Raw genomic sequence first — 15795 nt, forward strand, 5'->3', positions numbered from 1 at the left:
GCATCACGTTTTAATTAGCGAGTATAGTCTTCGTAGATATTTTTCCAATCCACCATGCAAAGTGAGGACAGGTTATGCAGGCGTTGATCTTAGAACAGCAGGACGGTAAAACCCTCGCATCCGTGCAGCATCTCGAAGAGAGTCAACTGCCGGAAGGTGATGTGACGGTAGATGTCCACTGGTCCAGCCTGAATTATAAGGATGCTCTGGCTATCACCGGGAAAGGAAAAATCATCCGTCATTTTCCGATGATTCCTGGTATTGATTTCGCCGGAACCGTTCGCACAAGCGAAGATCCTCGCTTTCATGCAGGACAAGACGTGTTATTGACCGGCTGGGGCGTGGGTGAAAACCACTGGGGCGGCCTGGCTGAATGCGCGCGTGTTAAAGGTGACTGGCTGGTTGCGCTTCCGGCAGGATTAAGCAGCCGTAATGCGATGATCATCGGCACCGCTGGTTTTACCGCTATGCTGTGCGTAATGGCGCTGGAAGAAGCAGGTATCCGCCCTGAAGATGGCGAGATCGTGGTTACCGGCGCCAGCGGCGGGGTAGGCAGCACCGCAGTCGCCTTACTGCATAAGCTGGGTTATCAGGTTGTCGCGGTATCCGGTCGCGAAAGTACCCATGACTATTTATACGCGCTTGGCGCAAACCGTATTCTGCCGCGCGATGCATTCACCGACGCCCGCCCGCTGGAAAAACAGCTATGGGCGGGCGCGATTGATACCGTCGGCGATAACGTGCTGGCGAAAATCCTGGCGCAAATGAACTACGGTGGTTGCGTCGCGGCCTGCGGTCTGGCCGGCGGCTTTGCGTTGCCCACTACCGTCATGCCATTTATTCTGCGAAACGTACGCCTGCAGGGCGTGGATTCCGTTATGACGCCGCCAGCGCGCCGCGCCGAGGCCTGGAAACGTTTGGTGAATGACCTGCCGGATGCCTTCTACACCCAGACAGCAACAGAGATAGCACTGGCAGAGGCCCCGAAATTTGCCGATGCCATTATCAATAACCGGGCTCAGGGCCGTACGCTGGTGAAGATAAGATAAAATTACGTATAAAAAAATTTACACTTAATTAACTATTTATTTTTACACATTGACATACTCCCTGTCATATTCACTACACGCCATGTCGTGTCGTGGTGGGTAAACCGGGAGTCTGTTATGAAAAAATTACGCCCATTAACAGAAGCCGATGTGACTGCAGAATCGGCTTTTTTTATGCAGCGTCGACAAGTACTGAAAGCGTTAGGCATCAGCGCGGCCGCATTATCTCTCCCCCCAATGGCGCAGGCTGATCTGTTAAGTTGGTTTAAAGGCAACGATCGTCCGAAAGCGCCAGCCGGTAAACCGCTTGAGTTCAGCCAACCTGCCGCCTGGCAAAGCCATTTAGCGTTAACGCCAGAAGACAAAGTGACCGGCTACAATAACTTTTATGAGTTTGGTCTCGATAAAGCCGACCCGGCGGCCAATGCCGGTAGTCTGAAAATCGAACCTTGGACGTTGAAAATCAGCGGTGAAGTCGCGAACCCCGTCACTCTGGATTACGACGATCTTACACATCGTTTCCCGTTAGAAGAACGTATTTACCGGATGCGCTGCGTCGAAGCATGGTCTATGGTCGTTCCGTGGATTGGCTTCCCTTTATATAAGCTGCTCGCGCAGGCACAGCCCACCAGCCAGGCTAAGTATGTGGCGTTCGAAACACTTTACGCGCCGGATGACATGCCTGGACAAAAAGATCGCTTTATTGGTGGCGGACTGAAATATCCTTATGTTGAGGGGTTGCGTCTGGATGAAGCTATGCATCCACTTACCCTGATGACCGTCGGCGTATATGGCAAGGCATTACCGCCGCAAAATGGCGCGCCCATTCGCCTCATCGTTCCGTGGAAGTATGGTTTTAAAGGTATCAAATCTATTGTCAGCATAAAGCTGACCCGCGAACGTCCCCCAACGACCTGGAATCTCTCGGCTCCGAATGAATATGGTTTTTACGCCAACGTAAACCCGCATGTGGATCATCCTCGCTGGTCACAGGCCACGGAACGTTTTATTGGCTCGGGTGGTATCCTCGACGTACAAAGACAGCCGACACTGCTGTTTAATGGTTACGCCAATGAGGTCGCTTCGCTGTATCGCGGTCTGAATTTGCGGGAGAATTTTTAAGTGCGTCTGACAGCAAAACAGATAACCTGGTTAAAAGTTTGCCTGCATCTTGCCGGTTTTTTACCGCTTCTTTGGCTCTTTTGGGCAATAAATCAGGGTGGGCTAAGCGCAGATCCGGTAAAGGATATCCAGCACTTTACCGGCAGAACCGCGCTCAAATTTTTACTCGCCACCTTGTTGGTCTCGCCGCTGGCGCGCTACGCTAAACAGCCATTATTGATACGCACACGGCGCCTGTTGGGTCTATGGTGTTTCACCTGGGCCACGCTGCATTTAACCAGTTACGCTTTGCTGGAGCTGGGGATACATAACCTGGCGTTGTTAGGAAGCGAACTGATTTTACGTCCTTATTTGACGCTTGGGATCATCAGTTGGCTGGTGTTATTGGCGCTGGCGTTGACCTCGACGCAGTTTGCACAGCGTAAACTGGGAAAACGTTGGCAAACATTGCACAACGCCGTCTATCTTGTCGCCATCCTGACCCCTATACATTACCTGTGGTCAGTCAAGATTTTATCTCCACAACCGGTCATCTACGCGACATTAGCGTTAGCCCTTTTAGCGTTGCGTTACCGGAAGTTTCGCCTGTGGCGGCGTTAGTTTTCTGAACTGTGCAGTACATTGCAAAACGTAAAACAGAGAATGACCTTTATATGTTAAGGGTTGATTATCTTCCCTGATAAGACCAGTATTTAGCTGCCAATTGCAACGAAATAGATATAATGTGCGACTTTGCATCTCCCAATAGCGATTTTCGTTCGCAGAAAGGGTGACAATCGAGCAATGAAGGTATATTTTGTTTTTTGCCCGAAAATGGCAGAAGATAGCCACAGAATGACTGATAAATCATGCATTTCACCTTCGGGCGCTACGGCATAACAGGCAAATCAGAGATGCGCGGTATTTTACCCGCGGCAGTCATTTACATGCTTTACAGACGGCGCTAAAACGCCTGTCACAATCACACTAAACAAAGAGTACGGAACCCACTCATGGATATTCGTAAGATTAAAAAACTGATCGAGCTGGTTGAAGAATCAGGTATCTCCGAACTGGAAATTTCTGAAGGCGAAGAATCTGTTCGCATCAGCCGCACAACGGCAAACGCCGGCTTCCCGGTAATGCAGCAGGCTTATGCAGCGCCGATGATGCAGCAACCCGCTCTGTCTAATGCTGTCGCGCCAGCGGCCACTCCAGCAATGGAAGCGCCTGCGGCTGCAGCGGAAATCAGTGGTCACATCGTACGCTCCCCAATGGTTGGTACTTTCTACCGCACCCCCAGCCCGGACGCGAAAGCGTTCATCGAAGTGGGCCAGAAAGTGAACGTGGGCGATACCCTGTGCATCGTTGAAGCCATGAAAATGATGAACCAAATCGAAGCAGACAAAGCAGGTACTGTGAAAGCGATTCTGGTCGAAAGTGGTCAGCCGGTAGAATTTGACGAGCCACTGGTCGTCATCGAGTAACGAGGCGAACATGTTGGATAAAATTGTCATCGCCAACCGCGGCGAGATTGCGCTACGTATTCTTCGTGCCTGTAAAGAACTGGGCATTAAGACCGTCGCTGTGCACTCAAGCGCGGATCGCGATTTAAAACACGTATTGCTGGCGGATGAGACGGTCTGTATTGGCCCGGCGCCGTCCGTAAAAAGTTATCTGAACATCCCGGCTATCATTAGCGCCGCTGAAATCACCGGCGCGGTGGCAATCCATCCGGGTTACGGCTTCCTTTCTGAGAACGCTAATTTTGCCGAGCAGGTTGAACGCTCCGGTTTTATCTTTATCGGCCCAAAAGCGGATACCATCCGCCTGATGGGCGATAAAGTGTCCGCGATCACTGCCATGAAAAAAGCCGGCGTGCCGACAGTACCAGGCTCCGACGGCCCGTTGGGCGACGATATGAATGCGAACCGTGCTCATGCCAAACGAATTGGCTATCCGGTGATCATCAAAGCGTCCGGCGGCGGCGGCGGTCGGGGTATGCGCGTCGTTCGTAGCGATGCCGAGCTGGCGCAAGCCATCTCCATGACGAAAGCAGAAGCGAAAGCTGCTTTTAACAACGACATGGTGTACATGGAAAAATATCTGGAAAATCCTCGCCACATCGAGATCCAGGTATTGGCTGACGGTCAGGGCAACGCTATCTATCTGGCGGAACGTGACTGCTCCATGCAACGCCGCCACCAGAAAGTCGTTGAAGAAGCGCCAGCACCGGGTATTACGCCGGAACTGCGTCGCTACATCGGCGAACGCTGCGCGAAAGCGTGTGTGGACATCGGCTATCGTGGCGCAGGCACGTTCGAATTCCTGTTCGAAAACGGCGAGTTCTATTTCATCGAAATGAACACCCGTATTCAGGTTGAACACCCGGTAACAGAAATGATTACCGGCGTTGATTTGATCAAAGAGCAGCTGCGCATCGCTGCCGGTCAGCCACTGTCTATTAAGCAGGAAGAAGTAGTGGTTCGCGGCCATGCAGTAGAATGCCGTATCAACGCCGAAGATCCGAACACCTTCCTGCCAAGCCCGGGTAAAATCACACGCTTCCATGCGCCTGGCGGCTTTGGCGTTCGTTGGGAATCACATATCTACGCGGGCTACACGGTACCGCCTTATTATGATTCCATGATCGGCAAACTCATCTGCTACGGTGAAAACCGTGACGTGGCGATTGCCCGTATGAAAAATGCTCTGCAGGAGCTGATTATCGACGGTATTAAAACTAATATCGACCTTCAGACCCGCATCATGAATGACGAGCACTTCCAGCACGGTGGAACTAACATCCACTATCTGGAGAAAAAACTCGGGTTACAGGAAAAGTAATCGCCCATTACTCTTAAAAGGCCGGTTAATCCGGCCTTTTTTATTTCTGGGGGTAGCGATGCCCCATCATGTACAATTCCTGCTTTCTTCATCCGCAAGGGACAAAAAATGGACGCTCGTTTTGTTCAGGCCCATAAAGAGGCGCGCTGGGCGCTGTGGCTGACCCTTTTCTATCTGGCGGCATGGTTAGTGGCTGCTTACTTACCAGGAAACTCGCCGGGTATTACCGGCCTGCCACACTGGTTCGAAATGGCCTGTCTACTCACGCCGCTGATATTTATTTTGCTGTGCTGGGCGATGGTGAAATTTATTTATCGCGATATTCCGCTGGAGGATGACGATGCAGCTTGAGGTCATTCTGCCGCTGGTTGCCTATCTGATCGTGGTGTTCGGCGTTTCAGTTTACGCCATGCGTAAACGTACTGCCGGTACTTTTTTAAACGAATATTTTCTCGGCAGCCGTTCAATGGGCGGGCTCGTGCTCGCAATGACGCTGACCGCCACTTATATCAGCGCCAGTTCATTTATCGGCGGTCCCGGCGCGGCTTATAAATATGGTTTGGGCTGGGTCTTGCTGGCGATGATTCAGCTTCCCGCCGTCTGGCTTTCCCTGGGTATTCTGGGTAAAAAATTCGCCATCCTGGCGCGCCGTTATAACGCCGTCACCCTTAACGATATGCTCTTTGCCCGCTACCAAAGCCGTCTGTTGGTATGGCTGGCAAGCCTGAGCCTGCTGGTGGCGTTTATTGGCGCAATGACCGTGCAATTTATCGGCGGTGCGCGGCTGCTGGAAACGGCGGCAGGCATTCCCTACGAAACCGGTCTGCTGATATTTGGTGTCAGTATTGCCCTCTACACCGCGTTTGGCGGCTTTCGCGCCAGCGTACTGAACGATACGCTGCAGGGCATGGTCATGCTGATTGGCACGATAGTGCTGCTGGTGGGCGTGGTCCATGCGGCGGGCGGTTTAGGGCAGGCCGTTGAAACATTGCACACCCTCGACCCCAGACTGGTGACGCCACAAGGCGCCGAGGACATACTTTCTCCTGCCTTTATGGCCTCTTTTTGGGTGCTGGTCTGTTTTGGCGTGATTGGTCTGCCGCATACGGCGGTACGCTGTATCTCCTATAAAGACAGTAAAGCGGTACACCGGGGTATTATTATTGGTACGATTGTCGTGGCGATTTTAATGTTTGGGATGCACCTTGCAGGTGCGCTGGGCCGTGCGGTACTTCCAGACCTGACGGTACCGGATCTGGTAATCCCCACCCTGATGGTAAAAGTCTTGCCGCCGTTTGCCGCCGGGATCTTCCTTGCTGCGCCAATGGCAGCGATCATGTCGACAATTAACGCACAATTATTGCAAAGTTCCGCGACGATCATTAAAGATCTCTATCTTAATCTGCGCCCCGAGCAGCTGCAAAATGAGCTCCGGCTGAAGCGTATGTCAGCAGCGATCACCTTGCTGTTAGGCGCTCTGTTATTGCTGGCCGCCTGGAAACCGCCAGAGATGATTATTTGGTTAAATCTACTGGCGTTTGGCGGACTGGAAGCGGTGTTTTTATGGCCGCTGGTATTGGGCCTTTACTGGGAGCGGGCAAACGCAGTAGGCGCGTTAAGCGCCATGATTGTCGGCGGCGTGCTATATGCCCTGCTTGCCACATTTAATATTCAGTATCTGGGCTTTCATCCGATTGTCCCTTCGTTACTGCTAAGTTTATTGGCTTTTCTGATCGGAAACCGATTCGGTTCCTCCGCTCCGCAAAAAGCCGTATTGTCTACTGATAAATAAAGAGTTTTGCCATGCCATGGATCCAATTGAAACTGAATACCACCGGCGCGAATGCTGAAGAACTGAGTGATGCGTTGATGGAAGCCGGCGCCGTTTCTATCACCTTTCAGGACACGCACGATACGCCGGTTTTTGAGCCGTTGCCGGGCGAAACCCGTCTGTGGGGCGATACGGACGTGATCGGCCTGTTTGACGCTGAAACCGACATGAAAGACGTTGTCGCTATTCTACAACAGCATCCACTCCTGGGTACCGGATTCGCCCACAAAATCGAACAGCTGGAAGATAAAGACTGGGAACGCGAATGGATGGACAACTTCCACCCGATGCGTTTTGGCGAGCGTCTATGGATCTGCCCCAGTTGGCGCGATATCCCGGACGAGAATGCGGTGAACGTCATGCTGGATCCGGGTCTGGCGTTTGGTACGGGTACGCATCCAACGACATCTTTATGCCTGCAATGGCTGGATGGGCTCGATCTTAACGGCAAAACCGTGATCGACTTTGGCTGCGGTTCCGGCATTCTGGCGATTGCCGCATTAAAACTGGGAGCGGCAAAAGCGATTGGTATTGATATCGATCCACAGGCTATCCAGGCCAGCCGCGATAATGCCGAACGCAACGGCGTATCTGATAAGCTGGAACTGTACCTCCCGCAAGACCAGCCAGACGCCATGAAAGCCGACGTGGTGGTTGCTAACATCCTGGCAGGCCCGTTACGGGAGCTGGCGCCGTTAATCAGCGTACTGCCCGTTGAAGGCGGTCTACTGGGCCTTTCCGGTATCCTTGCCAGCCAGGCTGAAAGCGTCTGCGACGCTTACGCTGAGCTTTTTACTCTCGACCCGGTCGTCGAGAAAGAAGAGTGGTGCCGGATTACTGGCCATAGGAAATAACTCTTGTCTGCGTGGTCGCCTGACCACGCATTTCTCCCCCAAATTCGCCTTAACGCATTTCAGCCTCTTCGATATAATATTATTTAATTTATTGATTTATATAATAAATTTTCTAATTAAATTCATCGGATGAATGCATGAAATCACGTCTTTGTACCTCAACGCTACTCGCGTTCTTTTTGCTCCCCATCTCCGTATTTGCTGGCGACCAGGAAGAGGAGCATCAACTTTGCCAGACTGATATCAACCAACCGCCTGGCGATATCCGCTCTGTGTCTGAAGCCCACGTCTCGCAGCTGGAAGTTCAGTATATTGATAGCCCCTCCGAATTAGTTAATAACGGTCTAACTCTTCTGGCAAGCATGAGGAGCTTTACCGCCAATACTCTCCGTCTGGATGATCAGCTATATACGCTGGAAGAGTTCCACTTCCATGCCCCGGCTGAAAATACGATTGATGGAAAACGCTACGACATGGAGTTACACCTGATGCATCGGAACTCGAAAGGCGAACTTGCCGTTGTCGTGGTAATGTTTACAGAAGGCGCGCCCAATAAAGCCCTCGAGGGCTTGTGGCAATCCATCCCTTCTGTATTAGAAAAGCGCGCGACGTTATTTGCGCCAGTGGATATCAATCTGCTGTTACCGGTGGACAAAACATACTGGCGTCTTAACGGGTCACCATCCTCACCTTCCTGCTTAGAAAATGCTGTCTGGGTTGTTCTACAACATCCCCTAACGCTCTCTCCAGCACAACTGGAAAAATTTACGCTCACTGTTCATAACCATGAAAGTACGGTAGCGGCCCTTTCGACCGGCACAACAAGATAGCGATCTTGTTCTAAAATGAGACGCAGATCCCATTCATTTGGGATAATCTGCTTATAAAAAAAGCAGATTATCCCGTTTATCCCTTTCCCGGTTGAAGAAATAGAGAGAAGTTACGGGAATTTGTAAGCGCGTACAAAAGCGACAGCACTAAATAACTGACTGATTTTATTAAATTATAAATTTATTTTGCTGTTTTTAAACACGATTCATTGATCTACAACAGTGGATTGTTCAAAGTTTGGCCTTTCATCTCGTGCAAAAAATGCGTAATATACGCCGCCTTGCAGTCACAGTATGGTCATTTCTTAACTCATGCGCATCGGACAATATCAGCTCAGAAATCGCCTGATCGCAGCGCCTATGGCTGGCATCACTGACAGACCTTTTCGGACGCTGTGCTACGAGATGGGAGCAGGATTGACGGTATCGGAGATGATGTCTTCTAACCCGCAGGTTTGGGAAAGCGACAAATCTCGTTTACGAATGGTGCACATTGATGAGCCAGGCGTTCGCACGGTGCAAATTGCCGGCGGTTCCCCGGTTGAGATGGCTGATGCTGCACGTATTAACGTGGAAAGCGGCGCCCAAATTATTGATATCAATATGGGGTGCCCGGCGAAAAAAGTGAATCGTAAGCTCGCAGGTTCAGCCCTCTTGCAGTACCCGGATTTAGTAAAGTCTATACTAACCGAGGTCGTAAACGCAGTGGACGTTCCCGTGACTCTCAAGATTCGCACCGGCTGGGCGCCGGAACACCGTAACTGCGTAGAAATTGCCCAACTGGCTGAAGATTGTGGTATTCAGGCTCTGACCATTCATGGCCGCACGCGCGCCTGTTTGTTCAACGGAGACGCTGAATACGACAGTATTCGGGCAGTTAAGCAGAAAGTTTCCATTCCGATTATCGCGAATGGCGACATTACTAACCCGCATAAAGCCAGAGCTGTTCTCGACTATACAGGGGCGGATGCCCTGATGATAGGCCGCGCAGCTCAGGGAAGACCCTGGATCTTTCGGGAAATCCAGCATTATCTGGACACTGGGGAGCTGCTCCCGCCGCTGCCGCTGGTAGAGGTGAAGCGCTTGCTTTGCGCGCATGTTCGGGAACTGCATGACTTTTATGGTCAGGCAAAAGGGTACCGAATTGCACGTAAACACGTCTCCTGGTATCTCCAGGAGCACGCTCCAAATGACCAGTTTCGGCGCACATTCAACGCTATTGAGGACGCCAGCGAACAGCTGGAGGCGTTGGAGGCATACTTCGAAAATTTTGCGTAAACAGAAATAAAGAGCTGACAGAACTATGTTCGAACAACGCGTAAATTCTGACGTACTGACCGTTTCTACCGTTAACTCTCAGGATCAGGTAACCCAAAAACCCCTGCGTGACTCGGTTAAACAGGCACTGAAGAACTATTTTGCTCAACTGAACGGTCAGGATGTTAATGACCTGTATGAGCTGGTACTGGCTGAAGTAGAACAGCCCCTGTTGGACATGGTGATGCAATACACCCGTGGTAACCAGACCCGTGCTGCCCTGATGATGGGCATCAACCGTGGTACGCTGCGTAAAAAATTAAAAAAATACGGCATGAACTAATTTCGATTAGCTAACTGCTTGTTTAAAAAGGCGCTACTCGGCATGGGGAAGCGCCTTTTTTATACGCACCACATGGAATTTGGTCATGAAAGCGGAATGTGAACCTCAGTACTTTGGCGATGAATCGAAGAAGATCATTCACGGTGACGCGCTAACAGAACTTAAAAAGCTGCCTTCTGAAAGCATTGACTTAATTTTTGCCGATCCGCCATACAATATCGGAAAAGATTTCGACGGTATGGTGGAAAAGTGGGACGAGGCGTCTTTTCTGGCCTGGCTGTATGAATGTATTGATGAGTGCCACCGCGTGCTGAAAAAACACGGCACTATGTACATCATGAACAGCACGGAAAATATGCCGTATATCGACCTCAAATGCCGCACGCTTTTTACCATCAAAAGCCGTATCGTCTGGGCCTATGATAGTTCAGGCGTCCAGGCGAAAAAATACTTTGGTTCCATGTATGAACCGATCCTGATGATGGTAAAAGATCCGAAAACATATACCTTTAACCGCGAAGAGATTCTGGTCGAGACCACTACAGGCGCCAAGCGCGCGTTAATTGATTATCGAAAGAATCCGCCTCAACCGTACAATCAGAAAAAAGTGCCGGGCAACGTATGGTCATTTCCACGCGTACGCTACCTGATGGATGAATATGAAAATCATCCTACACAAAAACCCAGCGCGCTGTTAAAACGGATCATTCTGGCCTCTTCGAACCCGGGTGATACGGTGCTGGATCCCTTTGCGGGTAGTTTTACCACGGGCGCTGTCGCAACGGCGTCAGGACGTAAATTTATGGGGATCGAAATCAACAGTGAGTACGTAAAGATCGGCCTCAGAAGATTGAGTGTCGCTTCGCATTATTCAGAAAACGAGCTTGCAAAAGTCAAAAAGAGAAAAACCAAAAACCTGTCAAAAAAGCAGCGAAATGCCCTGATAACCGGGCTATTTTCAGTGAAGTAAAAGCATTGTAAGTCCGCTTTTCAGTGCCCAAATTTCGTGTATATTCCCAGCACGCATGGGCATGGATACACAGGATTTAACGATGATTCGCAAGTATTGGTGGCTGGTTGTTTTTGCCGTATTCGTTTTTCTTTTCGATGCGCTTTTGATGCAGTGGATCGAGTTAATGGCGACGGAACAGGATAAATGTAGAAATATGGATTCTGTTAATCCCCTCAAATTGATCAATTGTACCGATCTTGAGTAGCTAACCGGACGATGTAATCGAGATTGCGCACTGCTACCCTTCTTTTCCCCCTCAAAAATCAGGATATTAAAAGACTTTGAGGATAAAAGAATGGGTGATACTGTCGTCCGTTTCTTTTCCCGCATAATTTGAATGAGCTAACGACACATGCCGGTTAGTGAGTACAACCACATCCTTGTGGCGGTTTCATTTGCTGTCGCTATTTTTGCGTCCTATACCGCATTAAATATGGCCGGACGCGTTGCCGGAAGCGCCAGATCAAGCGCCAGGGTATGGCTAGCAGGCGGCGGTTTTGCCATGGGCGTCGGTATTTGGGCTATGCATTTTGTCGGGATGCTGGCGATGGATCATGCCATGTATATGCGCTTCGATCCTTTCCTCACTGGCCTCTCTATGCTTATCGCGATCGGCTCTTCCCTTTTTGCGTTATGGCTGGTCAGCGCTGAACAATTACGCCTGCGCCGTTTACTGCCGGGCGCGCTGGTGATGGGACTGGGCATCAGTGCAATGCATTATACCGGAATGGCGGCACTGCAATTTGCTTCAATCATCGTCTGGGATAGCGTATGGGTTGCCCTTTCTATCCTCATAGCGCTACTGGCATCCTGCGCCGCGCTGTGGCTCACGTTCCATCTGCGCCATGAGGGGACCGATGTCGCACTGAGGCGGGCGGGCGCCGCGGTATTAATGGGCATAGCGATTGCCGGGATGCATTACGCTGGCATGAAGGCTGCACAATTCCCCCAAAGCTGGCCAATAGAGCATCGTGGCGTCGATGGCAACTGGCTGGCTATGCTTGTCAGCGTGGTAGCGCTGACTATCCTGGGTATTACTTTGCTGGTTTCTTTATTCGACGCCCGACTTCAGGCCCGTACTGCACTGCTCGCCTCTTCGCTGGCGCAGGCGAATCAGGAACTGGCACAGTTGGCGCTGCACGATACGCTAACCCGACTACCAAACCGGGTACTTCTTGAGGATCGGCTGGAACAAGCTATCAGTAAGGCGAATCGGGAAGGTACGCCCTTCGCGCTACTGTTTATGGATCTGGATGGTTTTAAAACCGTTAATGACGCTTATGGCCATGACATCGGCGATAAACTGCTGGTCGCCGTAACGCATCGTCTGAACCAACTGTTGAGCGGCCAATTTACCCTGGCGCGAATTGGCGGCGACGAATTTGTATTGCTTACAGAAGTCAGCGCACCTGATGAAGCGGCTTCCCTCGCCAGCGCGCTGGTACATTCGATCGATGCCCCCTTTACCATAGACCCGTATGAACTGACCGTGACCCTCAGCGTTGGAATAGCGCTCTATCCGCTGGACGGAAAAAACGAACGGGAGCTGATGTTCAATGCTGATGCCGCGATGTACCACACGAAACATACGGGGCGTAACGGATACCATTTCTTTCAGCCATCAATGAATATGCTGGCGCAAACCCAGCTTCAGCTGATGAACGATCTGTGGCTGGCGCTGGAAAGACGGGAACTCAGACTAGTGTATCAGCCTAAAGTTCAGGCCCTGGACGGTACCATTGTGGGCTTTGAGGCATTATTGCGCTGGCATCATCCAAAACAAGGCGTACTGAATCCTGACCAGTTTCTTTCGCTGGCGGAAAAAACGGGGTTGATCGTCTCTATCGGCAACTGGGTGATAGACGAAGCGTGCCGCCAGCTCCATGAGTGGCATTTACAGGGCCATACCTCATGGTCGGTCGCGGTAAACTTGTCCGCTTTACAATTTGAGCAGCCGGGACTTATAGACACGATTACACAAAGCCTGGCCCGACACTGTATCCGGCCCCATTTACTGACATTGGAGATCACTGAAACAACGGCGATGAATAAACCGGAGCAAAGTGTCGCTATACTCACCAGGTTAACAGAAATGGGAGTTAAAGCCTCTATTGATGACTTTGGTACTGGCTACTCCAGTCTGCTCTATCTGAAACGTCTTCCGGCGTGCGAGCTAAAAATTGATCGTGCGTTCGTGCATGAGCTTAGCGATGCGGGCGACGGCGCCACCATTGTCGCGGCTATTGTCGCGCTGGCAAAAGCGTTAAATCTGCACATTGTGGCTGAAGGCGTCGAAAATGAAACGCAGCAACAATTTCTGACACAGTTGGGATGTCATACGCTTCAGGGGTTCCTGCCAGGTAAACCGCGCACGGCAGAAGAAATCTCCCGCGATCCCACCAATTCATTTATCAGGCCAATACATCATGACACCCAGAAATAACATCAGGCTTCTTCTGCCTGATGTTCATTCGGCATTAATTGTGTCACACAGCCATCCGGACTTAGCATTTTTAATACATTATCGACTAATGCTGGCGCCTGCTGATAAAGATCATAACTTGTGGGATTCATTAACCAGTTCTTTACTATTCCACTAAAACTACCGTGCAGAATAATTAATATAACGTCTAAATCGAGATTGCCAGAGATCACCTTTTTATCCATGCACCGCTGTAACACCTCACGTAGCGATTGATGATGAAAGCCGATCTTCTCACGAATGGTCTGCTCTGATATCATCCCATTATGAAACTCACATTTATGATATAAAATCTGCATTAATGCCTGTTGGCGAGGAACTGCCGCAATATATTGCAAAGCAGCAATAAATTTCTCACGTAAATCCTGTAAAGGATTATCGTTCCCGCATCCCGTAAGCCTGTCCTGAATAAGTTCGCGTAAAGAAGGTTGCTGTAGCCACACTTCGTTAAATAGCTGAATCTTATTGTCAAAATGCCAGTAAATAGCTCCCCGTGTGACATTGGCGGCATCGGCGATATCGTTCAGCGTGGTGTTGGCAACGCCGTGCAAAGCAAACTGCACAATCGCGGTTTCAATCAAATGTTGTCGCGTTTTAAGCGCATCCGCCTTCGTTTTCTTCGCCATAATTAAGCTATCCGGGACTATAAAAATACGGGTAAAATGCTCAGCGTAAAAATAATTTTACCATGTCTTTTTAGCCAGACGAGAAACAGATATTTTTATTTAGCACAATATCGCCAAAATAATAAGCAAAACAAATAAGATGACAAAAATACATTCATAAAATATATATATTTCTGGTTGTGTTATTTAAATTCATAAGTTGAATAATTCTGAAATTATGAAACAGTAGAGGATGACTCTTTTTTTTTTGCTTTTATGTGCCGTGAACCCTATCCCAAAATAAGTATTGCTTACATCGCAAGCTAATAATTTGTAGGATACCCCACTGCTATTCTATTTTTCGCGCGTTAACGCCTTACCATTATCCGGTAAATAACGAGCTTTCGGTTTTTTAAGGAACAGTAATGACGAAACATGCCAGGTTTTCACTCCTGCCCTCATTCATCATATTCTCTGCTGCGCTGCTGGCCGGTTGTAACGACCAGGGAGATACCCAAGCTCATCCCGGCGAGCCGCAAGTTACCGTACACGTGGTCGAAACAGCCCCCTTAGCCGTAACGACCGAACTTCCCGGACGTACGTCTGCATTTCGCATTGCGGAAGTTCGCCCCCAGGTGAGCGGGATCGTGCTTAAAAGAAACTTCACCGAAGGTAGCGACGTAGAAGCCGGGCAGTCGCTTTATCAAATCGATCCTGCGACTTATCAGGCCGATTATGACAGCGCCAAAGGCGAACTCGCTAAAAGCGAAGCGGCTGCGGCTATCGCACACCTGACAGTGAAACGCTATGTTCCGCTGGTTGGCACAAAATATATCAGCCAGCAGGAATATGATCAGGCGATTGCTGATGCCCGCCAGGCCGATGCTGCCGTTGTAGCGGCGAAAGCCGCTGTAGAAAGCGCACGCATTAACCTTGCATATACCAAAGTCACCTCGCCCATCAGCGGACGTATAGGAAAATCTAACGTGACCGAAGGTGCCCTGGTGACTAACGGTCAATCAACTGAACTGGCGACTGTACAGCAACTCGACCCGATTTACGTCGATGTCACCCAGTCAAGCAATGACTTTATACGGCTCAAGCAATCCGTCGAGCAGGGGAGCCTGCATAAAGACAGCGCCAGTAGCGCTGTTGAACTGGTAATGGAAAATGGCCAGGTCTATCCGCTTAAAGGCACGCTGCAGTTCTCCGACGTTACCGTAGATGAAAGTACTGGCTCTATCACGCTCAGAGCGGTTTTCCCTAACCCACAACATACCCTGCTTCCCGGTATGTTTGTTCGTGCCCGCATTGATGAAGGTGTCCAGCCCAATGCCATCCTTGTGCCTCAGCAGGGCGTGACCCGCACACCACGCGGCGACGCTATGGTGATGGTCGTTAACGATAAGAGCCAGGTAGAAGCTCGCAACGTCGTAGCAACACAGGCCATCGGTGATAAATGGCTTATCAGCGAAGGGTTAAAACCGGGCGATAAAGTCATCGTCAGTGGCTTACAAAAAGCACGACCGGGCGTACAGGTAAAAGCCACTACCGATGCTTCTGCAGCGAAAACGGCGCAATAAG

General features: G+C 50.3%; 16 protein-coding genes. 15 read left to right on the forward strand and 1 reads right to left on the reverse strand.

Features of this window, described 5'->3' with window-relative positions; translation table 11 throughout:
* The first annotated feature begins 74 nt into the window (after positions 1–74).
* The 14 genes from acuI (at position 75) to SBG_RS15575 (ending at position 13567) form a co-directional block, all read left to right on the forward strand.
* On the forward strand, positions 75–1049 hold the full coding sequence (gene acuI / locus SBG_RS15510) for an acrylyl-CoA reductase (NADPH) (protein ID WP_001148258.1): 975 nt from the start codon (positions 75–77) through the stop codon (positions 1047–1049).
* Between the two features lie 117 nt (positions 1050–1166).
* Positions 1167–2171, forward strand: coding sequence for a protein-methionine-sulfoxide reductase catalytic subunit MsrP (msrP, locus tag SBG_RS15515; protein WP_000736238.1), 1005 nt, complete (start codon positions 1167–1169; stop codon positions 2169–2171).
* Positions 2172–2771, forward strand: coding sequence for a protein-methionine-sulfoxide reductase heme-binding subunit MsrQ (gene msrQ / locus SBG_RS15520; protein WP_001240056.1), 600 nt, complete (start codon positions 2172–2174; stop codon positions 2769–2771).
* 392 nt (positions 2772–3163) lie between these two features.
* A complete protein-coding gene (accB, locus tag SBG_RS15525) occupies positions 3164–3637 on the forward strand; it encodes an acetyl-CoA carboxylase biotin carboxyl carrier protein (protein ID WP_000354625.1) in 474 nt (157 codons plus the stop codon).
* 10 nt (positions 3638–3647) lie between these two features.
* Positions 3648–4997, forward strand: coding sequence for an acetyl-CoA carboxylase biotin carboxylase subunit (gene accC / locus SBG_RS15530; protein WP_000884624.1), 1350 nt, complete (start codon positions 3648–3650; stop codon positions 4995–4997).
* Positions 4998–5105: 108 nt separating this feature from the next.
* On the forward strand, positions 5106–5348 hold the full coding sequence (locus tag SBG_RS15535) for a YhdT family protein (RefSeq protein ID WP_000340022.1): 243 nt from the start codon (positions 5106–5108) through the stop codon (positions 5346–5348).
* Positions 5338–6789, forward strand: a complete 1452-nt coding sequence (panF, locus tag SBG_RS15540; protein WP_001175687.1) for a sodium/pantothenate symporter — start codon at positions 5338–5340, stop codon at positions 6787–6789. Before SBG_RS15535 ends, panF begins: the two co-directional genes overlap by 11 nt.
* 11 nt (positions 6790–6800) lie before the next feature.
* A complete protein-coding gene (gene prmA / locus SBG_RS15545) occupies positions 6801–7682 on the forward strand; it encodes a 50S ribosomal protein L11 methyltransferase (protein ID WP_001145852.1) in 882 nt (293 codons plus the stop codon).
* 137 nt (positions 7683–7819) lie between these two features.
* Positions 7820–8512, forward strand: coding sequence for a carbonic anhydrase family protein (locus tag SBG_RS15550; RefSeq protein ID WP_000842298.1), 693 nt, complete (start codon positions 7820–7822; stop codon positions 8510–8512).
* A 312-nt stretch (positions 8513–8824) separates the two neighbouring features.
* Complete coding sequence (gene dusB / locus SBG_RS15555; RefSeq protein ID WP_001219659.1) at positions 8825–9790, forward strand: tRNA dihydrouridine synthase DusB; 966 nt, start codon at positions 8825–8827, stop codon at positions 9788–9790.
* 25 nt (positions 9791–9815) lie between these two features.
* Positions 9816–10112, forward strand: coding sequence for a DNA-binding transcriptional regulator Fis (fis, locus tag SBG_RS15560; RefSeq protein ID WP_000462905.1), 297 nt, complete (start codon positions 9816–9818; stop codon positions 10110–10112).
* An 85-nt stretch (positions 10113–10197) separates the two neighbouring features.
* On the forward strand, positions 10198–11082 hold the full coding sequence (gene yhdJ, locus SBG_RS15565; protein ID WP_000642606.1) for an adenine-specific DNA-methyltransferase: 885 nt from the start codon (positions 10198–10200) through the stop codon (positions 11080–11082).
* 82 nt (positions 11083–11164) lie between these two features.
* On the forward strand, positions 11165–11329 hold the full coding sequence (locus tag SBG_RS15570; RefSeq protein WP_000620012.1) for a DUF2556 family protein: 165 nt from the start codon (positions 11165–11167) through the stop codon (positions 11327–11329).
* Between the two features lie 147 nt (positions 11330–11476).
* Complete coding sequence (locus SBG_RS15575; RefSeq protein WP_001145347.1) at positions 11477–13567, forward strand: putative bifunctional diguanylate cyclase/phosphodiesterase; 2091 nt, start codon at positions 11477–11479, stop codon at positions 13565–13567.
* Between the two features lie 2 nt (positions 13568–13569).
* Here SBG_RS15575 and envR read toward each other — a convergent pair whose 3' ends face one another.
* On the reverse strand, positions 13570–14232 hold the full coding sequence (envR, locus tag SBG_RS15580) for an acrEF/envCD operon transcriptional regulator (RefSeq protein ID WP_001085731.1): 663 nt from the start codon (positions 14230–14232) through the stop codon (positions 13570–13572).
* A 404-nt stretch (positions 14233–14636) separates the two neighbouring features.
* Here envR and SBG_RS15585 point away from each other — a divergent pair, with 404 nt between their 5' ends.
* A complete protein-coding gene (locus tag SBG_RS15585) occupies positions 14637–15794 on the forward strand; it encodes an efflux RND transporter periplasmic adaptor subunit (protein ID WP_000160387.1) in 1158 nt (385 codons plus the stop codon).
* The last annotated feature ends 1 nt before the right edge of the window (position 15795 follow it).

It is taken from the genome of Salmonella bongori NCTC 12419 (assembly GCF_000252995.1).
In the GTDB taxonomy this organism is placed as follows: domain Bacteria; phylum Pseudomonadota; class Gammaproteobacteria; order Enterobacterales; family Enterobacteriaceae; genus Salmonella; species Salmonella bongori.

What these genes read in the sequence shown, in the direction of transcription:
- envR (WP_001085731.1), bottom strand. Translation starts at nt 14,232, where the DNA reads ATGGCGAAGAAAACGAAGGCGGATGCGCTTAAAACGCGACAACATTTG.
- dusB (WP_001219659.1), top strand. Translation starts at nt 8,825, where the DNA reads ATGCGCATCGGACAATATCAGCTCAGAAATCGCCTGATCGCAGCGCCT.
- acuI (WP_001148258.1), top strand. Translation starts at nt 75, where the DNA reads ATGCAGGCGTTGATCTTAGAACAGCAGGACGGTAAAACCCTCGCATCC.
- panF (WP_001175687.1), top strand. Translation starts at nt 5,338, where the DNA reads ATGCAGCTTGAGGTCATTCTGCCGCTGGTTGCCTATCTGATCGTGGTG.
- SBG_RS15570 (WP_000620012.1), top strand. Translation starts at nt 11,165, where the DNA reads ATGATTCGCAAGTATTGGTGGCTGGTTGTTTTTGCCGTATTCGTTTTT.
- msrP (WP_000736238.1), top strand. Translation starts at nt 1,167, where the DNA reads ATGAAAAAATTACGCCCATTAACAGAAGCCGATGTGACTGCAGAATCG.
- SBG_RS15550 (WP_000842298.1), top strand. Translation starts at nt 7,820, where the DNA reads ATGAAATCACGTCTTTGTACCTCAACGCTACTCGCGTTCTTTTTGCTC.
- SBG_RS15535 (WP_000340022.1), top strand. Translation starts at nt 5,106, where the DNA reads ATGGACGCTCGTTTTGTTCAGGCCCATAAAGAGGCGCGCTGGGCGCTG.
- SBG_RS15585 (WP_000160387.1), top strand. Translation starts at nt 14,637, where the DNA reads ATGACGAAACATGCCAGGTTTTCACTCCTGCCCTCATTCATCATATTC.
- fis (WP_000462905.1), top strand. Translation starts at nt 9,816, where the DNA reads ATGTTCGAACAACGCGTAAATTCTGACGTACTGACCGTTTCTACCGTT.
- yhdJ (WP_000642606.1), top strand. Translation starts at nt 10,198, where the DNA reads ATGAAAGCGGAATGTGAACCTCAGTACTTTGGCGATGAATCGAAGAAG.
- accB (WP_000354625.1), top strand. Translation starts at nt 3,164, where the DNA reads ATGGATATTCGTAAGATTAAAAAACTGATCGAGCTGGTTGAAGAATCA.
- accC (WP_000884624.1), top strand. Translation starts at nt 3,648, where the DNA reads ATGTTGGATAAAATTGTCATCGCCAACCGCGGCGAGATTGCGCTACGT.
- SBG_RS15575 (WP_001145347.1), top strand. Translation starts at nt 11,477, where the DNA reads ATGCCGGTTAGTGAGTACAACCACATCCTTGTGGCGGTTTCATTTGCT.
- prmA (WP_001145852.1), top strand. Translation starts at nt 6,801, where the DNA reads ATGCCATGGATCCAATTGAAACTGAATACCACCGGCGCGAATGCTGAA.